The organism is Enterococcus sp. 6D12_DIV0197 (assembly GCF_002174385.1).
GTDB classification, from domain to species: domain Bacteria; phylum Bacillota; class Bacilli; order Lactobacillales; family Enterococcaceae; genus Enterococcus_D; species Enterococcus_D casseliflavus.
Genome location: NZ_NIBN01000001.1, coordinates 2,608,601 through 2,628,847, shown reverse-complemented (window position 1 = coordinate 2,628,847; position 20,247 = coordinate 2,608,601). Strand labels below are relative to the sequence as shown.

Below are 20,247 nucleotides of genomic sequence, written 5' to 3'. Positions count from 1 at the left end.
TCCTTTCAGCGATTCGTTTGACGACGAATCGCTTTTTGGTGTATGAAAAGCTGAAAGGAAGAAAAAGCAGAATGAAGCTGCGATTCTTTGTCTATTCAGAGAGTAGGGAGCTGTTTTCTTTCTTAAGTTTGAAGGATTGCGACTAGGAATTTTATGAGAATTTTGTTAAAATAGCAAAGATTACAAAGGAGTTTGAATACCTGTGAAATGGAAGAAATTAGTAACTTATTTGATCGTTGTGGGACTGATAGCCGTTGGAACGGGTGTACTGTTTCATTTAGCTGTTCCCAAAGCGCAACCACTGCTGACCCCTGTGGATAAGCTAGCAGCCAATGATTCGAAAAAATCCGCCATTGAATACCTCGCACTTGGGGATTCATTGACAGAGGGTGTTGGGGATGAAACAGCTCGGGGCGGCTTTGTGCCTATTTTGGCAGGAGATCTAGAGGACCGCTATGATCTGAGCAATTTAGTAACCAAAAATTATGGGGTCGCTGGTGAACGAAGCGACCAGATTTTAAAACGAGTCAAAAATGATGAAGACTTGCGCCAAGACCTTAGTCAAGCGGACCTGATTACTTTGACCGTCGGCGGAAATGACGTCTTAAAAGTGATCCAAAGCAATTTCTTCGGTCTGAGTATCGAGACGTTTACGGAACCGATGGCAGAATATAATGAACGCTTAAAAGATTTATTCGCTCAAATCCGTGAACTAAATAGCGATGCCCCAATCTATGTTTTGGGTATTTACAATCCATTTTATCTGAACTTTCCAGAGATCACCGACATGCAGACGATCATTGATAACTGGAATAAACAGACGGAAACGTTCGTCAATCAGCAAGAAAATGCCTTTTTTATTCCTATCAACGATTTGCTCTATAAAGGGTTAAGTGATGAGGTCGGTATTGCGGATACAGAAGAAGACGCAACTGAGGAAACAACACAAACAACCGACACTGGAAGTTTACCTGAGTCATCGGCGCCAAATGCTGATGAGACACAAAGCAGCACGTCGGCGACTACCGACTCATCGCAAGCTGTCGGGAATAATATCACCAACAATGTTTTGTATGAAGGCGACCGCTTCCATCCCAATAATCTTGGGTATCAACTGATGGCGAATGCCGTTCGCGATGAAGTAATCAAAACACAAAACTATTGGTTGCTAGAGGAGGAAGCAAAATGAAACCAAGCGAATCAACGAAGCAGCCGGAAAAAACAGCTGCAAACACTAAAAAATCGATCAACTACTGGAAAATTGCTTTTCTAGTTCTGGTCGGCATCCTTTTGGGGACAACGGTTTTCTTTGCTTCAAGAATTTTTCAGCAGCGAGAAACTGGCTTAAATGAAAGTGCTGAACTTGTTCAACGGGAGGGCAGTCCTGTTCTGACCGTTAACAGCAACAAAAGCCAAGTCAATCAATTGATTGATTTTTATCTATCTGATTTTCAAAAGGATCAAGAGGTAAAATATAATTTTGAGCTGAGAAACGAAGCACTCTTAACAGGCGAGTTTCAAGTATTAGGGTTTCCTATCACGTTTTATCTCTATTTTGATCCTTATGTGACAGAAGAAGGCAATGTCCAATTAAAAGCCAAAAGTTTATCGATTGGCACCTTGGATTTGCCCACCAGTGAAGTAATGAAAATGATCAAACGTAGTTTTAAATTTCCCGAATGGATCGATGTCAATGCTGATGAACAAATTATACTGATACGATTGGATCAATTCCGCATGCAAAACGGATTGTTCATCAAGGCAAACAAAATCAATCTTGTAGATGATGAAATTCAAATGAGCTTATATTTACCAGCTGAAACGGAGGATGAATAATGGAACGAGCAATTTTTGCAGGTGGGTGTTTCTGGTGTATGATCCAGCCCTTTGATGAACTCGAAGGGGTGCATTCGATTTTTTCTGGCTATACCGCAGGACATACCGAAAATCCAACCTATGAAGAAGTCAAAAGCCATCAAACAGGGCATACTGAAGCAGTAGAAATCATTTTCGACCCAGAAAAAATCAGTTATGAGGAGCTCTTGACGATTTATTGGCAGCAAACAGATCCAACGGATGCTTTTGGACAATTTGAAGATCGCGGTGACAATTATCGTCCAGTTATCTTCTATTTTAACGAAGAGCAGCGAAAAAAAGCCGAAGCCAGCAAAGCAGCACTTCAGGCTTCCGGTCGCTTTACCGATCCGATCGTGACTACGATCGAACCAGCGCAACCCTTTTATTTAGCGGAAGAAGAACATCAAGAGTACTACAAAAAGAATCCTGAAAATTTTGCTCGCAATCATGCCCGTCGAGCAGCCTTTTTAGAAGATCATTGGGAGCAAGAACATGCGTAAAAGTTTTTATAGCTATTTAATGGCAGTCAAAGGTCCGAGTCATACAGATGAGGCTCAGATCTTTGCCACTCATGCGAGTCATGATATTCAGTTTCCAAAGCACAGTGATGATTATGATGAAGTCTCTTCTTATCTGGAACTAAACGTTGATTATTTGCCATCCATGGATATTTTTGATCGTATCTGGGCAGAGTATCTCGAAAATAACAAATAAAAACGTCCTTCGTTTTGCCTGCATAAATGCTCAGAACGAAGTTGTTTTTTCTCAGAGAGGTGTTGTGAATGAAAAATGTAACGACAAGCCGATATATCGTTTCTCTTGTCTGTGTCGCGATTTTGTCGGGAGGCGGTGTCTACTTATGGCAAACAGCCCAGCAAAATCAGCAGACGACACAGCCGGCGACAGAAACGACGACAGAAGCCAGCGGGATGGAGAAAATCCAGTCGTTGTATGACCAGATCCTTGCGAATTATTACCAAGAAGTCGATGAGGATGCATTGATTGAGGGTGCTCTTCAAGGGATGACCGATGCGCTTGACGATCCTTACACGACGTATCTAAACCAATCAGATGCGGATAACTTGGATCAGTCCCTCTCAGGAAGTTTTGAAGGGATCGGTGCTACTTTGTCGATCGTGGAAGACTATCCCGAGGTCGCACAAGCGCCAATCAAAAACACCCCTGCAGAAAAAAGTGGTCTGCGCATGAATGATCGAATCGTCAAAGTTGATGGGGAAGATACGCAAGGACAGGAATTGTCTGAAGTCGTGAGTAAGATTCGAGGGGAAAAAGGCACGCAGGTGACCTTAACGATTCAGCGTGGAGCAGATACCTTTGATGTGGAAATCACTCGGGACGTGATCCCAATCGAAACAGTCCATGGTGAACTGGTTGAAAATGATGATACGATTGGTCGAATTGATATTACCTCCTTTGCCGAAAACACAGCAGCTGAGTTGAAAGAAACGATCACCGAGTTGCGGGAAGACGGTGCGAAGTCGTTTGTTCTTGATCTAAGACAAAATCCTGGTGGATTGCTGGATCAAGTCCAGATCATGGCAAGTATGTTTTTAGAAAACGGCCAAACGATCGTGAAGTTTGCCAACAATCAAGGGGTTGTCAGTGAGACCAAAGCGAGCGAAGCATTGGATGAAGGATTCAAAGTCACAGAGCCAGTCGTTGTTTTAGTCGACGGCGGCAGTGCCTCCGCAGCTGAGATTTTTGCCGCAGCCTTGCAAGAATCAGCGGATATCCCAGTCGTTGGTACGGAAACCTTTGGTAAGGGGACCGTTCAAAATGTGAAGGATCTGGGGGATAATAGTGAATTAAAAATGACGGTCATGAAATGGCTGACACCGAATGAAAATTGGGTCAACGATCAAGGTGTGATGCCGGACTATGAAGAGGATTATCCAGAATATGCGTATTTCCCGCCATTACCTCGTGATAATGCCTTAAAAGCTGGACAATCGTCAACGGCTGTCAACAATCTGAATCAATTTCTTAAAGCGTTAGGGTATGCCACGAGCGGCGATACCTTCAATGATGAGACGACTGCAGCTGTGAAAGCCTTCCAAGAAGCACATGACCTAAAGGCAACTGGTGAAGTCGATGCCGACACTGCCCAAGCAATTGAAAAAGAAGTAGCAGAAAAACTCAAAGCAGAGGACCCAGCGTACTTAAAAGCACTGTCTTTGCTTTCAGAAAAATAAGTAAGGAATAAATCGGAGAGGAGGTAGATTTGTGAATGCCAAGAAACAGTGGATTGATCGTTTTTGGCTAGTTGTGAAATATGCCTTGATCGCCTTTGCAACAGCCTTCTTGATTCGGGCATTTTTACTGATTCCGGTTCCTGTTGAAGGGAACTCCATGGAAGGAACGTTGCAACAAGGAGATATGGTAGTCATCGAAAAGATTTCACCGATCCAGCGTTTTGATGTCGTTGTTTTCCAGCTGCCAGATGGTTCGACCTATATCAAGCGGGTGATTGGCTTGCCGGGTGAGTCGGTGAAATATGTCAATGATCAGCTTTACATTGATGATGAACCGGTAGATGAAGATTTTCTAGTGAAAAACCGCAGCAACGATCATGAGTCTGCCTCTTATACCAATGATTTTGATTTGGAATCTTTATTGGGCGTGGAGAAATTAGGCAAAGACAGTTATTTTGTCATTGGTGATAATCGACGTGCCTCTAAAGATAGCCGCTCCTTTGGTCCTATATCAGGCGATGCGATTTTAGGCAATGCCCGCTTTGTTTATTATCCATTGACTCATATTCGGCTGATTTAGACTGAGAAAAATAGAATATTCTTAATAAACATCCCCCCTTGGAATTATCTGTTGATTCCAAGGGGGGATTTTGTATAAGCAATGATCCTTTTTCAAAAGGATGTGGTTTGTATCGAGAAAAGGGTGGACTTAGGCGCTATTGGCAGTTATTCTTTGTATTTTTTCATTAAAAGCAGCCAAGAGTTTCTGACATAGATTCGTTTCAAAATCACGGTAGCGGCAAAAATCAATGATCGCAGTGTTTTCCTCGGTTGTAAAAGGAGGTAAAAGCTGTGGGGAACTCAGAATATAAAAGTCAAAGGGTTCCTCTGTGGGCAGCGTGATCCGTTCAATTTCAACATAGGGCAATCGTTCACATATATTAAACACTTCCATTGAGACCAAGTAATTGGATACATAGACAAAAGCAACTTTAAGCTTATATTTCTGTTCCTTTTCGATGTAAATGGGGTAAAGCAAACACGCTTGATAAAAAGCAAGATCCGTATAACAGGCTTTTAACCACTCGTAGCCTTTGCGATTTGCTATTTTACGCCAAAAACTCTGAATCGTATTTGTCAAAATCGTATGTAATGGGTACTTATCTTTGATTATAGTAGCTTCAAAAAAATTTAAAAGAGGGACTTTTTGCTTGAATATGCAGAACTTCAGCAATGTAAGATATGTATTCATATAAAGAAACGATTGATGGTCGAAATCAAAGTCACAGAGAAATTTTTGGCAGTGTGCTTCAAATTCAGCCATCAGTTCCTTTAACTCCGATTTTTCATGCTTGTAACAGTCTTGAATGATCGGAAGGCGCACGTCTGCCGCTGAAGTTAGCATCGGCCAGTAATAAAAAAGGAAAAACAAAGCATTGATCTCAAGAATATCTATCGCTGAATCAATGATTTCAAAAAACGCTGAAAAGAAATCAAGATTTTCACCACTGGGAATAAAGGACTGGTTCGTTAACTGATAAAGATTTGTCGCGTGACCATTCTTGATACGAAATAGACAGATTTTGCAATGAAGCAAGGCTTCTTTTTTGCCAATCTCATACTTGCTTTTGTACTTCGTTCCTTCGTAAGTTACAAAAAGTTCTTCGATCTCTTGATCAAATGCCCTCGCCAAACTATCTCCTAAAGAAATGTGCCAGATAAAATTAAACAATAAGATGCGAATCACCATCTCCGAACCTGTAAGTGCCATAGCGGACTGATTTAACGTCACGTTGAATTCTTTCAAATGGTCTTGCAGCTTCTTTGTTTGCCGAAAGCAAGTCGAACGACTGATATAGTTTCTTTGGCAAAATGCCAGTAAACTTTCATCTTGATTGGTCAAGATGCTTAACAATAATTTGTAAGAAATGCTTTCTTGCGCTAAAAATTGCTGATATTGGTTGTATTCAATCAAATTTTTAGGAAGATTCAGGGTGTTTTTATGTAATGAAAGATTCACTGGGGAGAGGTTTTGCAAGTCGAGTTGGATCGAGGAAAGTAAACTTTTCAATCGTGTTGTACTTAAGTGGGTCAGATTTTTCACGAACTCTAGGTTGTATTCACCCGGAGCAATTGATAATAGTTTTCCGTAGAGTCCGATTTTGTCTAACGCTCGGGTATCTAAGAGTATTTTTTCAATCAAATGATCACCTTCTTGTTTTATTAATAACGTATTTATATAACGGTGTAAAGACACGTCTCAAAACTTTTGCTTTTTTTTAGAAAAATTGAGACAAATTTTTCATAGAACTGTCTCATAAAGAACAAAAATAGAAATCGCAGGTGAAAAACGATAGTTTTTTTAAATTATTAAATAACATATAGATAATGAATTAACTTTAAAATAACCAACTTTTTTTTCTTATGAATAACTACAGGTGTGCCAATTAGTTCTATTTTTCAGAAAATAAAAAAAAGAGGTGTCTTTTGCTTCTTTCTTGTATGATCAGCTTGTAATTTTTGATTCTTTGAAAGGAGGTCTTTTTATGTTTTTGACAAAGAGACACCACTGGTTCTCTTTCATTTTCTGTATGTTAGGGGGGATACTATTTTTCATTTATTCGAGTTTGCAAACAAACGGGACTGCAAGTGCACAAGAAGAACATACGATCACTATTGCTGAAACGAAGCAGATCAAACTGACTGGTCACCAAGAGGACCATCAATTTTCTTTATGCTATCAACTACCGCAAAAAAACAAACAGCAGCGTCTCTGGGTACAACTATACGCGATCTATGAAACGAAGGAACAGTCGTTATTAAAAACAAGCAATGAAGAGATGACTCAAGTCAAGGATGATTCCGCACAGTCTTGGCTTACAACCCAAGCTTTCTTGCAAACACCAACGGAACAAGAACTAATCTTTCAGCTGCCTGAAGAAACGAAAAAGCTAAAATTGATGATTCAGATCGAAGAATATGACAAGGAAGATGAAGAATCGTACAACCTACTGTCTTTGAATGAATCAGTTTTTGAAATCCCACTTGCCACAAATTCTGCTTCTTCAGAAACGTCAGAAGTCAATTCTGGCACTGGATCCTCTTCAGAAGCCGTGAGTGAGTCGACCTCGGAGCAAGCGTCGACTGAAAGTTCAAAAGAAGTTTCGAAAGAAGAAACGAAGGAAGAGACAAACGAGACAGGAACGGCGACAAGTGCTTCTGAAGAGGAAACGCTCATTGAACCATTTAAACAAGAACATCTTTATCAAAAAACGACCGTTTCACAGGCTTTTACTTCGATTGAACCAGATTATACGACATACCAAAGCGGGACGTATCCTGCGGCGAACTGGAAAACTGATGAAAACAGTAATGTCTTAAATCATCAGGGGAACAAGGATGCAGGCGAAACGTGGGACGGCATAACTACATGGAATGGCGATCCAGCAAATTTGACCCATTCATATATTGAATATGGTGGTGTAGGAGACGAAGCGGATTTCGCGCTACGAAAATTTGCCAAAGAGACGAATACCCCGGGACTATTTGATGTCTACCTAAATGTACGAGGGAATGTTCAACGTCAAATTGATCCCATCGATATCGTGTTGGTAGTGGATTGGTCAGGCAGTATGAATGAGATGGGACGGATCGCAGAAGTGAAAAAAGGCGTGGATCGCTTTTTGAATCAAATTGAAGGAAGCGGCATTCAGGATAGTGTCTACATGGGCTATGTCGGTTATTCCAGTGATGGCAGCAATTATCAAAACAAAACCTGCCAATTAGGAAAATTTTCTGAAGTCAAAGAGACGATCCGATCGATGACGCCAGAAACAGCAGCTGGGGGAACCTTTACACAAAGGGGGCTACGTCAAGCAGGGGATATGCTATCGACGCAAAATGGACATAAGAAAGTCATCGTTTTGCTAACGGATGGCGTTCCTACTTACAGTTATCATGTGTCTAAAGTGCATACCCAGGCAGACGGCAGTTATTATGGAACCGCCTTTTCTCTTACTCAAGACCAGCCGATGAATACATCGTTTCTCTACAATGGCTATTTTGCGTTTGATCAACAGAACAATTATAAATGGATCAACAATACCTTTATCGCCACGATTGGTGAAGCGATGGCGTTAAAAGAACGTGGTATCGAGATTCATGGGTTGGGGATTCAACTGCAAGGAGATCAAACCGCTGGGTATACAAAGGCCGATGTCGAGAAAAAAATGAGACAGATGGTTTCTACTGATGAAGACGGCCATCTTTATTATGAGTCAGCCAATGAAGCAGCGGATATTGCCGACTATCTCGAGAAAAAAGCCCTTCACATTGCGGCAACAGTCACCGATGGCGAGATTACTGACCCCATTTCGCAGCCATTTGTCTACGAAGAAAATAGCTTGTCCGTCAAAAGTGTCGGGTCGGCTGCTCTAACGGTGCAGCCTGACATTTCGATGTCTGACAATACAATCCATGCTTCTGGTCTTTATTTAGGCGAAGGGCAAGAACTGCAAATTCTTTATCAAGTGCGGATTCAAACAGAAGCAGCGGATTTTAAACCAGATACTTGGTATCAAATGAATGGCGAAACTGTATTTTATCCGAATCATCAGTCCGATCAAAAGGCATTGTTTGGTGTGCCATCCGCCAAAGCACCTGGGAAGGAGGTGACGATCAAAAAGCACTGGGAAGAATACGATGGCGATACCTCCAGTCGTCCTGAAACGATCTATTTTGAAATAAGCAGGAGTCCTGTCAGCAATGAGAAAAGCTGGCAAAAAGGGTATCTCAAACTTACTGAGACCGATGCCCAAGACCAGACAACTTGGGAACGAAGCAAGGTTTACGCGCTTTCTGAAAAGGATGGGCCGGAGTACGAAGAAACCCGTTTACTGCCGCTGTATAACAATCAAGGAGAAACTTTTGATTATCAAGTCACAAATGAGCGAGCAGTGGCAGGTTATGAAGCGACAAAAGTGGACGCTTATACATGGAAAAACACAAAGGCGTTTGTGCCCTTGGCATTAAACCTGATCAAAAAATCCGCTGTAGGAGAGGTGAAGCTGACAGGTGCCGTTTTTGAATTAACGGGGGCAGGAGAGACAGTGACCCTTGTGGACCAAGGGGATGGAACGTATGAGCTGCCAGCAGATACTGTGTTGCAAAAAGATCAGACCTATCGTTTGGAGGAAGTCACTGCACCGGCGGGACATCATTTGTCTAAGCAGACAGAGTGGCTAATTCATATCGATGCGCAAGGGAATACGACGATCGATGGGCAACCCGTCACAGTGGACGATCATACGATTACGCTGGAGATCACCAATCCGTTTACAGAAATTCCAGTTGCTATTCGAAAATATACGGTACAAAAAGAGCAGCAAGTACTGTTAGCTGGGGCTGTCTTTTCTCTGCAACAAAAAACAGCAGCGGGGGATTATCAAGAAATTGCCTCAGAAACATCGAATGACGTGGGGATGGCTGAATTTACGATCCTTGAGCCGGGCGCTTATCGCATCTCAGAAACAGCTGGTCCGCTTGGATACGATACGATTGCTGGTGATTATGAGTTTGTCGTTGGTTCAGACGGAAAGATCCAGTATCAAGGGGAAAACGTCGCTGCAGATGCCAACTGTTGGACTCTTACCCATGGCAATCAGTTAAAACCTTTTGATTTGGTTGTCAATAAACAGGATGAAGTGGGACAAGCGCTTGAGGGAGCCAAATTCCGCTTAAGCGGAAACGGTCAGACGATAGAATTACCAGAATCCCAAGAATCGTTAGCGGTATTTCATTTCCATGATCTAACACCGGGTAGCTATACCTTAGAAGAAATTGTTACGCCTGCAGGCTATGCTGGTTTAACAGCACCTGTGAAAATCAGGATCGAAGAGGATGGCAGTGTCTTGATTGACGAAAAATTGCAGCCGAATCTTCTTGTTTCTGGAGAAAAGAACAATCAAATAGAATTGATCGTCACCAATCAAGTAAAAGTGTCTCTTCCTGAAACAGGAGGGAATTGGCATGGGTGGCTGGCGATTCTTTCAGCAGGTCTACTAGTCCTTTTAACAGGTAGCTATCTGTACGTTACGCGCAAAGATAAGCCCTCATTAAAGTAATTTGACCATTCGTGAAATAAACGAAAATATCAAACATATCAAACATAGAAGAGAGGAAAGAACAATGAAAAAGATTTTTAATCATACGAAAATGTTTTGTCTCCTATTTTTACTTCTGCCATTTGTCTTTTTTGGAACGAAAAATCAGCAAGTATCCGCAGAGAGCAATTTGGCACAGGTCCATCTGCATAAAAAGAAAATGGTCAATTTGCCAGGTTCATTGATTCAAAATAGTGGGACTGAGATGGCAGAGTTTGATCAATACCAAGGCTTAGCCGATGTCACTTTTTCTGTCTATGATGTGACCACAGCATTTTATGAAAAACGATCTGCAGGGGCATCCGTTGAAGAAGCCAAGCGTCAAGTCCAAACCTTGGCGCCTGGTTCCCCTGTAGCTAGCGGGAAAACAGATGCAGCCGGTGATTTGGGTTTTGAATTGCCGAAAAAACAAGCCGATCGGGATGCAGTTTACACCATTGTAGAAGACCCTAAAGACGGTGTTACCACTGCTGAGAACATGGTGATCGCCTTTCCTGTTTACGAAATGATCCAACAAGCAGACGGGTCGTATGCTTACGGGGAAGAAGAATTAGACACGATTCATCTTTATCCTAAAAATACTGTCACAAATGAAGGAACGCTCCTTGTGAATAAACGAGGAACGGGGGAAAACGAACCACTGAATGATGCGGAATTTGTCATCTCAAAGCAAGAAGGAAACGCACAGACCAAGAAATATATTTTAAGTGCAGCCGATGGACTTTATACGTGGACGACTGACAAACAAGCAGCGTACCGCTTTTTAACAGGTAAACAATATGCTGCTGGAGAAACGACCATCGATGTTGAAGAAAACCAAAAAGGACAGTTAAAAGTTGAGCAGTTAGAAGCAGGCACCTATCAATTAGAGGAAACGAAAGCCCCAAGTCAAGCCGCCTTGATCGAGCAAGAAACCATCAAGGATTTTTCGATCGCAGCAGGCAATGACGTCACGGTTGAGTTAACAGTCAAGAATGACACGACAAATGTTACCAAAACAACACCACAATTAGACGGCAAAGACGTGGGAATCGGCGAAAGAATTCAATATCACCTAACGGTCAATATCCCATTAGGTATCCAAGACAAAGTAGGAGCAGAAAACAAATACAAACATTTCCAATTGATCGATGCGCACGATCCAGCGTTGACTTTTGAAAATACAGCAGAGGGAGAAACTGGCTATGCGTTGTATGATGGAGAAAAGAAAATCGATTCAACGAACTATCAAGTAACGGAAAAAGAGCATGGCTTTACGGTAACCATCAATCCAGAATTTGTGCCGCAACTAACGCCGGGAAATCAATTGCGCTTTGTGTATTATATGTATTTAAATGAACAGGCTATGCCTATCAATGGCTTTACGAATGAAGCAAATGTAGAAACAGATTTCATGACGGATCAAACGCCGCCAAGCGTGGAAGTTTTGACAGGGGGCAAACGCTTCTTAAAAGTCGATGGGGCTGTGACCGCTACCGAAGCGCTGGCAGATGCAGTTTTTGTTGTACGAGATCAAGACCGTGATGATGCCAACTACTTGAAAATCGAAGAGGGAACCAAACAGGTATCTTGGGTGCAAACAGCGGATCAAGCGACGAAATTTACCACAGGAACAGATGGATTGGTTGATATCATCGGGTTGAAATTTGGCACGTACTATTTGGAAGAAGTAAAAGCACCGAAAAATTACGTGCTGCTAACAAATCGCATCGCTTTTGAAGTCCATGAAACGTCTTATGGAACGAAAGAGCAATTGGGAGAGCCCGAAAAAGTTCCTAACCGCCGCAAAGGAACCTTACCAGCAACTGGTGGTGTCGGCACGTATCTAATGGGCGCAATCGGAGTGGTGATCGTTAGTTTAGCAGGGGTTTATTTTGTAAAACGGAAAGGGTAAGTAAATGAGATGAAAAAGCACGATGAGTATCAGACGAAGAAATGGCGTAAAAGCACCAACTAGAAAAGTAACTTTATTGGATTTTTTGATGGGTGTTCTGCTGCTGCTAGGGGTTTTGATCATCAGTTATCCTTTTGTAAGTAATCAGCTCAACACGATTTTGGATCAACAGTTGATCAGTTACTACCAAAGCCAAGCCAAAAAAATGAGTGAAATAGAAAAACAACAAAAAAGGAACCAGTTGGAACGAGCAAATCAAGAGCTAGCACAGCAGCCCAGCAATCCTGGAATCAAAGAAACGCAAGATTTATCAGAAACAAGGGACTCAGAATCAGTTGATACACCTGATTACTATGAACGACATACGATCGGCGTCTTAAAGATCCCCGTGATTGGTGTCGCTCTCCCGATTTTTGATCAAACCACCGATACGTTGTTAAAAAGAGGCACAACATTATTGGAGGGCGCTTCGTATCCAATAGGTGGTGAAGATACCCATGCGGTTCTTTGTGGGCACCGTGGGTTAACGAGTGCAACGCTCTTTACTGATCTGCCTAAGTTGCAGATCGGTGATGAGTTTTATATCGAAACGTTTGATGATACATTGGCGTATCAAGTAGATCAGATAAAAATGGTCGACCCTGATGATACTCAGGCATTAAAAATTGTGAAAGGCAGCGATTACGTCACGCTGTTGACCTGTACCCCCTATATGGTCAATAGCCATCGTTTATTGGTACGGGGCAAAAGAATTCCTTATGTTGAAGAAAAAGAAACAGCCGCCGCCAAAAAAGCACAGCAGCAAAAAGTAGGATTGATGCTAGGCGTGATCACTGTTCTTATCCTCCTCTTGTTGATTAGTAATAGGATTCAGCGGAAAAAACGTCTTCATTCGAATACTTCCATTGATGAAAAGTAAGGATCGTTTGTTTTTCTCACTAAGTAGAAGAAAATGACTTTTTAACCTTAGTCAGAATGAAACATGTCGTGTGAAATATGGTACAATAACTAAGATAAAAGATAGCAAAAAAGCAGTCAGACTATTGTGAGTGTGTTAGGAAAAACCAAAATAAAGCGGTAAGGATGCTTCATTCAACCACTTCCCCAAAATTAAAAGTCAAGGAGCGTTGAAACAAACGCGCTCGAAGCTTTTCCTATGCATCAGGTTGGAAAAAGAACTTTGATCCGCAAACAGTTCAGCTAGTTTGCTGCACTGATGGGTTTCTCTGACTCAAAAAAAGCAAGTAGCCTTCGTTCTTGTCACCTATAGACTACACGAATATAAAAACGACTGTCTTTTTTATCAATTCGAAGAAGTACCAAGGAGGAAAACGTTCAAATGACCATTCAATGGTTTCCAGGCCATATGGCGAAAGCCAGACGTGAAGTAAGTGAAAAATTAAAGTTCGTGGATATCGTTTTTGAACTCGTGGACGCACGCTTGCCGATTTCATCCCGCAATCCCATGTTAGATCAATTATTACAACAAAAACCACGATTGATCTTGATTAATAAAGCGGATCTCGCAGATCCCGTTCAAACCAAAAAATGGGAGCATTATTTCCAAGCACAAGGCTATCTAGCACTGGCAATCAACGCCCAAGACAATCAAGGGGTTAAAGCCATTGTTCCTACAGCAAAACAAGTCTTGAAGGAAAAAATTGCTCGCGATAAAGCGAGAGGCTTGAAGCCTCGTGCGATTCGAGCAATGGTGATCGGCATCCCGAATGTCGGAAAATCGACCTTGATGAACCGCTTAGTAGGGAAGAAAATCGCTCAGACGGGCAATAAACCCGGCGTGACGAAAGGGCAGCAATGGCTGCGTTTTGGGACTGATCTAGAGCTTCTAGATACGCCTGGGATCTTATGGCCAAAATTTGAAGATCCTGAGATCGGCAAGAAGCTGGCATTGACCGGAGCGATCAAAGACCAGCTGATCCATTTGGATGATATCGCATTGTATGGTCTTGATTTTTTTGCCCGCTATTATCCTGAAAGAATCGCGAATCGTTACCAACTAAAAGCGGAAGAAGAGGCGTTGTTAGCGCCCGATCTGTTGATGAAAATCACGGAAAAACGTGGCTATAAAGACAATTACGATCGAGGAAGCGAACTCGTTGTCTTCGACATTCGGCAAGGGAAATTGGGCCGATATACACTAGATCGAGTGGAGGAAATGGAAAGCCAAGATGAAACAACCGATTAAGACAATCAAAGAGCGATTATTTGATCCAGCTTTCAATGACCAAGCGTATTTGCAAGCGCTGCAAGCAGATGAACGAGCGGGGGTCCAAAAGCTGCTGCAACAATACGAGAAACAGCGAGTGAAACACCAGCTATTGCAGGAAAAATACGAAGAAATGATGCGTTTTGAAAACGAAGCATTTCAGCAAGGCGCCCGTTTTATTGCTGGTTTAGATGAAGTGGGGCGCGGACCATTAGCAGGACCCGTTGTGTCAGCTGCGGTCATCTTGCCTAAGGAATGTCAGATCTTAGGTCTAAATGATTCCAAACAGCTTTCTGCCAAGAAAAGAGAAGAGCTGTTTATCGAAATTCAAAACAAAGCCGTTGCTGTCGGTATCGGTGTGGTCAGTCCAGAAGAGATCGATCGGATCAATATCTATCAAGCCAGTCGTCTAGCAATGAAAGAAGCCTTGATCGACTTAGCAGTCAAGCCCGAGTATTTACTGATCGATGCGATGACGATCGATACGGAAATCCCTCAACAAAGCTTGATCAAAGGAGATGCCCGTTCCATTTCCATTGCCGCAGCAAGTATCATCGCCAAGGTATATCGAGACAACTTAATGAAAGATTTTCATGAAGTCTATCCTTTTTATGGGTTTGATCAAAATGCTGGGTATGGAACCAAAGTCCATTTAGAAGGGCTAGCTGCCCACGGAATCTGTCCTATTCATCGAAAAACATTTGCGCCAGTAAAACAATATCTATAAATTTCATCCATCCCTCTTTTTTTAGCGAATCTTATAAGTAAGATTACTAAGAAAAGAGGGCTTTGTTTATGAAGTATCAACAAGCAACAGATTTTGAAAAACAGTTGATAAAACTGTACTACTGTCAGGGAATTGGTCTGCAAGGTTGTTGGAAGATCATTTGGCATTGGTTGGAAACAAAAGAGATGAATTGTTCGCTGGAAGAGATGATTGCCATCGGGGTCCTTCCACAGCACCGTGCGGTTTTTCGGCGATCATGGGAGCGATTGACAGACGAACACATCGCACAAAAGATGGGCGCACAAAACTACCTCACTTTCTTCTCGGCGGAGTATCCGATGCTTTTACGACAAATTGCGGACCCGCCATTGATGCTTTTTTATGAAGGGAATCTGCAATTGCTACAAACGACCATGATTGGCTTTGTTGGTGCAAGAACGGCGTCCTTATACGCACGAAAAGTTTGCGAAAAGCTGATTCCACCTCTAGTGACGGAAAATTATACCATCGTTAGCGGATTGGCCAATGGTGTCGACAGCTTTGCCCATGAATCAGCCATCAGAAATCGTGGACAAACCATTGCTGTGATTGCTTCTGGGATGGACCATTGTTATCCGTCATCTTCCTACCGTTTGTTCCAGCAGATCCGTCAAGAACATCTGGTGCTAAGCGAATATCCGCACGATACCCAACCGCAAAGATACCACTTTCCGCTGCGCAATCGCATTATTGCTGGGATCTCAAAAGGGGTCTGCGTAATTGAAGCCAAGGAAAGAAGCGGTTCTTTGATTACGGCACAGTTAGCGATGGAAAACGGACGAGAAGTTTTTGCAGTGCCTGGTGAAATGATTTCGGATCAGTCAAAAGGTTGTCACCGCTTGATTCAAGATGGTGCAAAATGTACAATTAGCGTGTCGGATATTTTACAAGAGTTAGCCTTTTTTTGATTTTTCCAATCAACCTTCCTTGACAAACCTTTTCTTGAAAGCTATGATAAGCTACGATTTGTATGTTTCATCTGCATACGATAGGTTCACTGATTGATAGAATATAATAGTAGGAAAAATTCAGGAAGGAGCCATTCTTTATATGGCATATAAATATTTAGTAATCGTGGAATCGCCCGCAAAGGCGAAAACCATTGAAAAATACCTTGGACGAAATTACAAAGTCGTCGCAAGTGTCGGTCATATTCGTGATCTCCCTAAAAGTAAGATGGGGATCGATGTCGAAAATGATTATGAGCCTCATTACATTTCCATCCGTGGAAAAGGTGACGTGATCAAAAGTCTCCGTTCTGCTGCGAAAAAAGCTGAAAAAGTCTACCTCGCAAGTGACCCGGATAGAGAAGGAGAAGCTATTGCTTGGCATTTAGCTTTTCTACTTGGACTAGATTTAAAAGATAAAAATCGTGTCGTCTTTAATGAAATCACTAAAGATGCGGTCAAAGCAGCCTTCAAAGAGCCAAGAACGATCGATGTGGATCTCGTCGATGCTCAACAAGCACGGCGGATCTTAGACCGATTAGTCGGGTATTCATTGAGTCCGATCCTTTGGCGCAAAGTCAAAAAAGGGTTAAGTGCTGGACGTGTTCAATCGGTGGCGCTTAAGATCATTATTGATCGTGAAAAAGAGATCCGTGATTTTGTTCCTGAAGAATATTGGAGCATTGATGGAAACTTTAAAAAAGCCACGAAGAAATTCAAAGCCAATTTTTGGGGCTTAGATGGCAAAAAGAAAAAATTACCGAATGCTGAAAGTATTAAAGAAGTCACCGATCGCCTTTCTGGTAAAGACTTTCAAGTGACAAAGGTTGAAAAGAAAGAACGCAAACGGAATCCATCTGCACCATTTACCACCAGTAGTTTGCAACAAGAAGCAGCCCGCAAACTGAATTTTCGAACACGGAAAACCATGATGGTCGCACAGCAGCTCTATGAAGGGATCGCCCTTGGCAAACAAGGGACTGTCGGTTTGATTACCTATATGCGTACCGACTCGACGCGAATCGCTGACACAGCCAAAGGGGAAGCAGCCGAATTTATCGAAAACACCTATGGTTCAGAGTTCTCCGCTCACGGTGGCAAAAAACGCGCCAATGCACAAGGGGCGCAGGATGCCCATGAAGCAGTAAGACCGACCAGTGTTTTGCGTACGCCAGAAGCCATGGAGAAATTCTTAGACAAAGACCAATTAAAATTGTATCGCTTGATCTGGTCTCGCTTTGTGGCTAGTCAAATGACGCCTGCCATTTTGGATACGATGAAAGTTACTTTGGATCAAAATGGTGTCATCTTTATTGCCAATGGTTCAAAGATCAAATTCAAAGGATTTATGCAGGTCTATGTGGAAGGACGCGATGATGGCAAAGAAGACAAAGAGAACATCTTGCCAGAGTTAGTCGAAGGAGATGTCGTTCAATCCGTATCGATCGAACCGAAACAGCATTTCACCCAACCACCTGCTCGTTACAGCGAAGCAACGTTGATCAAAACCCTTGAGGAAAACGGTGTGGGTCGTCCTTCAACCTATGCACCGACGTTAGAAACCATTCAGCGGCGTTATTATGTGAAATTGACGCAAAAACGTTTTGAGCCAACTGAACTTGGTGAGATCGTCAATTCGTTGATCGAGGAATTCTTCCCGCAAATTGTTGATATGCATTTTACTGCTGAAATGGAAAATAGCTTGGATAGCATTGAAGCTGGGAAAGAAGAATGGGTCAAAGTTGTCGATCAGTTTTATCGCCCATTTGAAAAAGAATTGACGACTGCAGAAGAAAGTATCGAAAAAATTCAAATCAAAGATGAACCTGCAGGCTTTGATTGCGATCTTTGTGGTCATCCGATGGTGATCAAATTAGGCCGCTACGGAAAGTTTTATGCTTGCAGTAATTTCCCAGATTGCCGCAACACAAAACCAATCGTGAAAGAAATCGGCGTTGAGTGCCCTGTCTGTCATCAAGGGCAAGTCGTTGAACGCAAATCGAAGAAAAACCGGTTGTTTTATGGTTGTACCCGCTACCCTGAATGTGACTTTACTTCTTGGGACAAACCAGTGGGTCGTAATTGTCCGAAGTGTGATAATTATTTAGTCGAAAAGAAAGTCAAAGGCGGGAAACAAGTCGTTTGTATCAAAGGCGACTATGAAGAAAATGTGCAAAAATAACTAGCAGGATATCCTGTTAAAAAAGAATCGGCGTATTCTCTTGAACGGTCAGCCTCATCGTTGGCTGACAAAAGAAAGCGCCGGTCCTTTTGATTAATACAAGCTGTTTCTTATGAAAAGAGACGAGCTTTTGAAATAAAAGGAGAGCACTATGAAAGAAATCAATGTTATTGGTGCCGGTTTAGCCGGAAGCGAGGCTGCGTGGCAAGCAGCGCAAGCAGGTGTCGCAGTAAATCTTTATGAAATGCGTCCTAAGAAGTCGACAGAAGCCCATCACACAAATAATTTTGCCGAGCTTGTTTGTACCAATTCACTACGAGGCAACAATTTAACGAATGCGGTCGGTGTCTTGAAAGAAGAAATGCGTCGCTTGGATTCAGTGATTATCACTTCTGCAGACAAAACAGCGGTTCCAGCAGGTGGTGCCTTAGCTGTGGATCGCGATGATTTTTCAGAGTTGGTCACCAAACGTGTCAAGGAGCATCCTTTAGTTACAGTCATCGAAGAGGAGATCACTGAAATTCCAGAAGGCATCACTGTGATCGCAACAGGTCCATTGACTTCTGAACCGCTCTCAAAAGCGATCCAAGCGTTTAACGGATCTGAAGGATTTTATTTCTATGATGCCGCAGCTCCAATCGTTGACAAATCAACCATCAATATGGATAAAGTTTATTTGAAATCTCGTTACGATAAAGGTGAAGCAGCCTATCTGAACTGTCCGATGAATGAAGAGGAGTTTTATGCGTTTCGTGAGGCCTTGGTCAATGCAGAGGTGGCTCCTTTGAAAGAATTCGAAAAAGAAAAATTCTTTGAAGGGTGTATGCCGATCGAAGTCATGGCTGGTCGTGGTCCGAAAACCATGTTGTTTGGTCCGATGAAACCAGTTGGGTTAGAAGATCCGAAAACTGGCAAGCGTCCTTACGCAGTGATTCAGCTGCGCCAAGACAATGCGGCGGCTTCTCTTTACAACATCGTTGGCTTTCAAACACATTTGAAATGGGGCGAACAAAAACGGGTATTCCGGATGATCCCTGGCTTGGAAGAGGCTGAATTTGTGCGCTATGGCGTGATGCATCGGAATAGTTTTATGAATTCACCTGAGCTTTTGCAACAAACCTATCAATCGAAAAAACGTGAGGACCTCTTTTTTGCTGGACAAATGACAGGGGTCGAAGGGTATGTGGAAAGTGCAGCCAGCGGGTTGATGGCTGGCATCAACGCTGCCAAACTTGCAAAAGGCGAAGCACCGATCATTATGCCACAAGAAACGACGATTGGTAGTATGGCGTATTATATCACCCATGCTGAAGGCAAACACTTCCAACCAATGAATGCAAACTTTGGGTTGTTGCCAGAACTTCCAGAGCGAATCAGAGACAAGAAATCCCGTTATGAAGCATTGGCAAATCGAGCGTTAGCTGCTTTAGAAAAAGCCAAGGAACAATTATAAGCACGATGATCGAAAACTTTCTTACTGATAATTGGTGAGAAAGTTTTTTTTTAATTTGTCTTGAAACTTTAATCAAGGTGACTTATGATAGACAGTAACAATGACAGAAGGTGGTGAAGATGGTGATCGGAGAATGGATTCATTTGATTCAAAACTATTTACAGCGTTTTCCTACAGTGATCCAATTTTTAGGTTGGCTGATCCTCTTGGTCGGGGTCATTTTCGTTGTCTTTGTTGCATTTAGTTTGCTGTTGGGGCCCTTTATGTGGCTCTACAATCGCATCACAGACAAAAACCGCAGCAATGTCATTAGCCGCAATGAGTTTGTGATCGGCGAACTGACGGAAAAGATTGTCGGAGATACAATCGGCGAAGTCATGGAAATAGGGAGTCAAGGTGCACGTTCTGTTTATCCTGCTCGTTTTTTTCGAGAAGAAGATCGTGAAAACAATGTTCGATTGCCAGTCGGCACCAAAGTCATCATTGTCGATTTTGATAAAAAAGGGATCGCGTTGGTGGTTGAAAGTAAAAATTTTATAGAATAGGA

At 42.4% G+C, this 20,247-nt stretch carries 16 protein-coding genes; 15 read left to right on the top strand and 1 reads right to left on the bottom strand.

The annotated features are described in order from the left end of the window. Positions 1 to 202 precede the first annotated feature (202 nt). The 6 genes from A5867_RS12175 (at position 203) to lepB (ending at position 4,650) form a co-directional block, all read left to right on the top strand. On the top strand, positions 203 to 1,189 hold the full coding sequence (locus tag A5867_RS12175; RefSeq protein ID WP_010749380.1) for an SGNH/GDSL hydrolase family protein: 987 nt from the start codon (positions 203 to 205) through the stop codon (positions 1,187 to 1,189). Further along, a complete protein-coding gene (locus A5867_RS12170) occupies positions 1,186 to 1,836 on the top strand; it encodes a YpmS family protein (RefSeq protein WP_087627711.1) in 651 nt (216 codons plus the stop codon). Before A5867_RS12175 ends, A5867_RS12170 begins: the two co-directional genes overlap by 4 nt. Next, positions 1,836 to 2,357, top strand: coding sequence for a peptide-methionine (S)-S-oxide reductase MsrA (gene msrA, locus A5867_RS12165; RefSeq protein WP_016610786.1), 522 nt, complete (start codon positions 1,836 to 1,838; stop codon positions 2,355 to 2,357). The genes A5867_RS12170 and msrA overlap by 1 nt, the downstream gene beginning before the upstream one ends. Beyond that, positions 2,350 to 2,571: a YozE family protein gene (locus A5867_RS12160; RefSeq protein ID WP_005229600.1), complete on the top strand. Its 222-nt coding sequence runs from the start codon at positions 2,350 to 2,352 to the stop codon at positions 2,569 to 2,571. The genes msrA and A5867_RS12160 overlap by 8 nt, the downstream gene beginning before the upstream one ends. Before the next feature lie 68 nt (positions 2,572 to 2,639). Next, positions 2,640 to 4,070 (top strand): S41 family peptidase, encoded by a 1,431-nt coding sequence (locus tag A5867_RS12155; protein WP_087627710.1) that lies wholly within the window; start codon positions 2,640 to 2,642, stop codon positions 4,068 to 4,070. A gap of 31 nt (positions 4,071 to 4,101) precedes the next feature. Continuing rightward, positions 4,102 to 4,650, top strand: a complete 549-nt coding sequence (gene lepB / locus A5867_RS12150) for a signal peptidase I (protein ID WP_005229602.1) — start codon at positions 4,102 to 4,104, stop codon at positions 4,648 to 4,650. A 129-nt stretch (positions 4,651 to 4,779) separates the two neighbouring features. Here lepB and A5867_RS12145 read toward each other — a convergent pair whose 3' ends face one another. Continuing rightward, positions 4,780 to 6,273, bottom strand: coding sequence for a helix-turn-helix domain-containing protein (locus A5867_RS12145; protein ID WP_087627709.1), 1,494 nt, complete (start codon positions 6,271 to 6,273; stop codon positions 4,780 to 4,782). 343 nt (positions 6,274 to 6,616) lie between these two features. On the opposite strand from A5867_RS12145, the gene A5867_RS12140 reads away from it, so the two are divergent. From A5867_RS12140 to A5867_RS12100, 9 genes are all read left to right on the top strand, one after another. After that, a complete protein-coding gene (locus tag A5867_RS12140; protein ID WP_087627708.1) occupies positions 6,617 to 10,192 on the top strand; it encodes a SpaA isopeptide-forming pilin-related protein in 3,576 nt (1,191 codons plus the stop codon). Between the two features lie 64 nt (positions 10,193 to 10,256). Continuing rightward, a complete protein-coding gene (locus tag A5867_RS12135) occupies positions 10,257 to 12,125 on the top strand; it encodes a SpaH/EbpB family LPXTG-anchored major pilin (protein ID WP_087627707.1) in 1,869 nt (622 codons plus the stop codon). A 22-nt stretch (positions 12,126 to 12,147) separates the two neighbouring features. After that, entirely contained in the window at positions 12,148 to 13,044 is an 897-nt protein-coding gene (locus A5867_RS12130) for a class C sortase (RefSeq protein WP_087627706.1), read from the top strand. 420 nt (positions 13,045 to 13,464) lie between these two features. Continuing rightward, positions 13,465 to 14,331 (top strand): ribosome biogenesis GTPase YlqF, encoded by an 867-nt coding sequence (ylqF, locus tag A5867_RS12125; RefSeq protein ID WP_005229614.1) that lies wholly within the window; start codon positions 13,465 to 13,467, stop codon positions 14,329 to 14,331. Further along, positions 14,315 to 15,079 (top strand): ribonuclease HII, encoded by a 765-nt coding sequence (locus A5867_RS12120; protein ID WP_005229617.1) that lies wholly within the window; start codon positions 14,315 to 14,317, stop codon positions 15,077 to 15,079. The genes ylqF and A5867_RS12120 overlap by 17 nt, the downstream gene beginning before the upstream one ends. Positions 15,080 to 15,147: 68 nt before the next feature. Further along, positions 15,148 to 16,026: a DNA-processing protein DprA gene (gene dprA, locus A5867_RS12115; RefSeq protein ID WP_087627705.1), complete on the top strand. Its 879-nt coding sequence runs from the start codon at positions 15,148 to 15,150 to the stop codon at positions 16,024 to 16,026. A gap of 142 nt (positions 16,027 to 16,168) precedes the next feature. Beyond that, positions 16,169 to 18,247: a type I DNA topoisomerase gene (topA, locus tag A5867_RS12110; RefSeq protein ID WP_005229621.1), complete on the top strand. Its 2,079-nt coding sequence runs from the start codon at positions 16,169 to 16,171 to the stop codon at positions 18,245 to 18,247. Between the two features lie 151 nt (positions 18,248 to 18,398). After that, entirely contained in the window at positions 18,399 to 19,700 is a 1,302-nt protein-coding gene (trmFO, locus tag A5867_RS12105; RefSeq protein ID WP_005229622.1) for an FADH(2)-oxidizing methylenetetrahydrofolate--tRNA-(uracil(54)-C(5))-methyltransferase TrmFO, read from the top strand. Between the two features lie 119 nt (positions 19,701 to 19,819). Continuing rightward, positions 19,820 to 20,245 carry a hypothetical protein gene (locus tag A5867_RS12100; RefSeq protein WP_010749390.1) on the top strand — a complete coding sequence of 142 codons (426 nt, stop codon included), beginning with the start codon at positions 19,820 to 19,822 and terminating at the stop codon, positions 20,243 to 20,245. Positions 20,246 to 20,247: the final 2 nt, after the last annotated feature.

Bases quoted from the DNA above. Each gene is read 5' to 3' on its own strand.
- A5867_RS12170 (WP_087627711.1), top strand. From the start codon at position 1,186: ATGAAACCAAGCGAATCAACGAAGCAGCCGGAAAAAACAGCTGCAAAC.
- msrA (WP_016610786.1), top strand. From the start codon at position 1,836: ATGGAACGAGCAATTTTTGCAGGTGGGTGTTTCTGGTGTATGATCCAG.
- A5867_RS12160 (WP_005229600.1), top strand. From the start codon at position 2,350: ATGCGTAAAAGTTTTTATAGCTATTTAATGGCAGTCAAAGGTCCGAGT.
- A5867_RS12155 (WP_087627710.1), top strand. From the start codon at position 2,640: ATGAAAAATGTAACGACAAGCCGATATATCGTTTCTCTTGTCTGTGTC.
- A5867_RS12140 (WP_087627708.1), top strand. From the start codon at position 6,617: ATGTTTTTGACAAAGAGACACCACTGGTTCTCTTTCATTTTCTGTATG.
- A5867_RS12135 (WP_087627707.1), top strand. From the start codon at position 10,257: ATGAAAAAGATTTTTAATCATACGAAAATGTTTTGTCTCCTATTTTTA.
- A5867_RS12130 (WP_087627706.1), top strand. From the start codon at position 12,148: ATGAGTATCAGACGAAGAAATGGCGTAAAAGCACCAACTAGAAAAGTA.
- ylqF (WP_005229614.1), top strand. From the start codon at position 13,465: ATGACCATTCAATGGTTTCCAGGCCATATGGCGAAAGCCAGACGTGAA.
- A5867_RS12120 (WP_005229617.1), top strand. From the start codon at position 14,315: ATGAAACAACCGATTAAGACAATCAAAGAGCGATTATTTGATCCAGCT.
- dprA (WP_087627705.1), top strand. From the start codon at position 15,148: ATGAAGTATCAACAAGCAACAGATTTTGAAAAACAGTTGATAAAACTG.
- topA (WP_005229621.1), top strand. From the start codon at position 16,169: ATGGCATATAAATATTTAGTAATCGTGGAATCGCCCGCAAAGGCGAAA.
- trmFO (WP_005229622.1), top strand. From the start codon at position 18,399: ATGAAAGAAATCAATGTTATTGGTGCCGGTTTAGCCGGAAGCGAGGCT.
- A5867_RS12100 (WP_010749390.1), top strand. From the start codon at position 19,820: ATGGTGATCGGAGAATGGATTCATTTGATTCAAAACTATTTACAGCGT.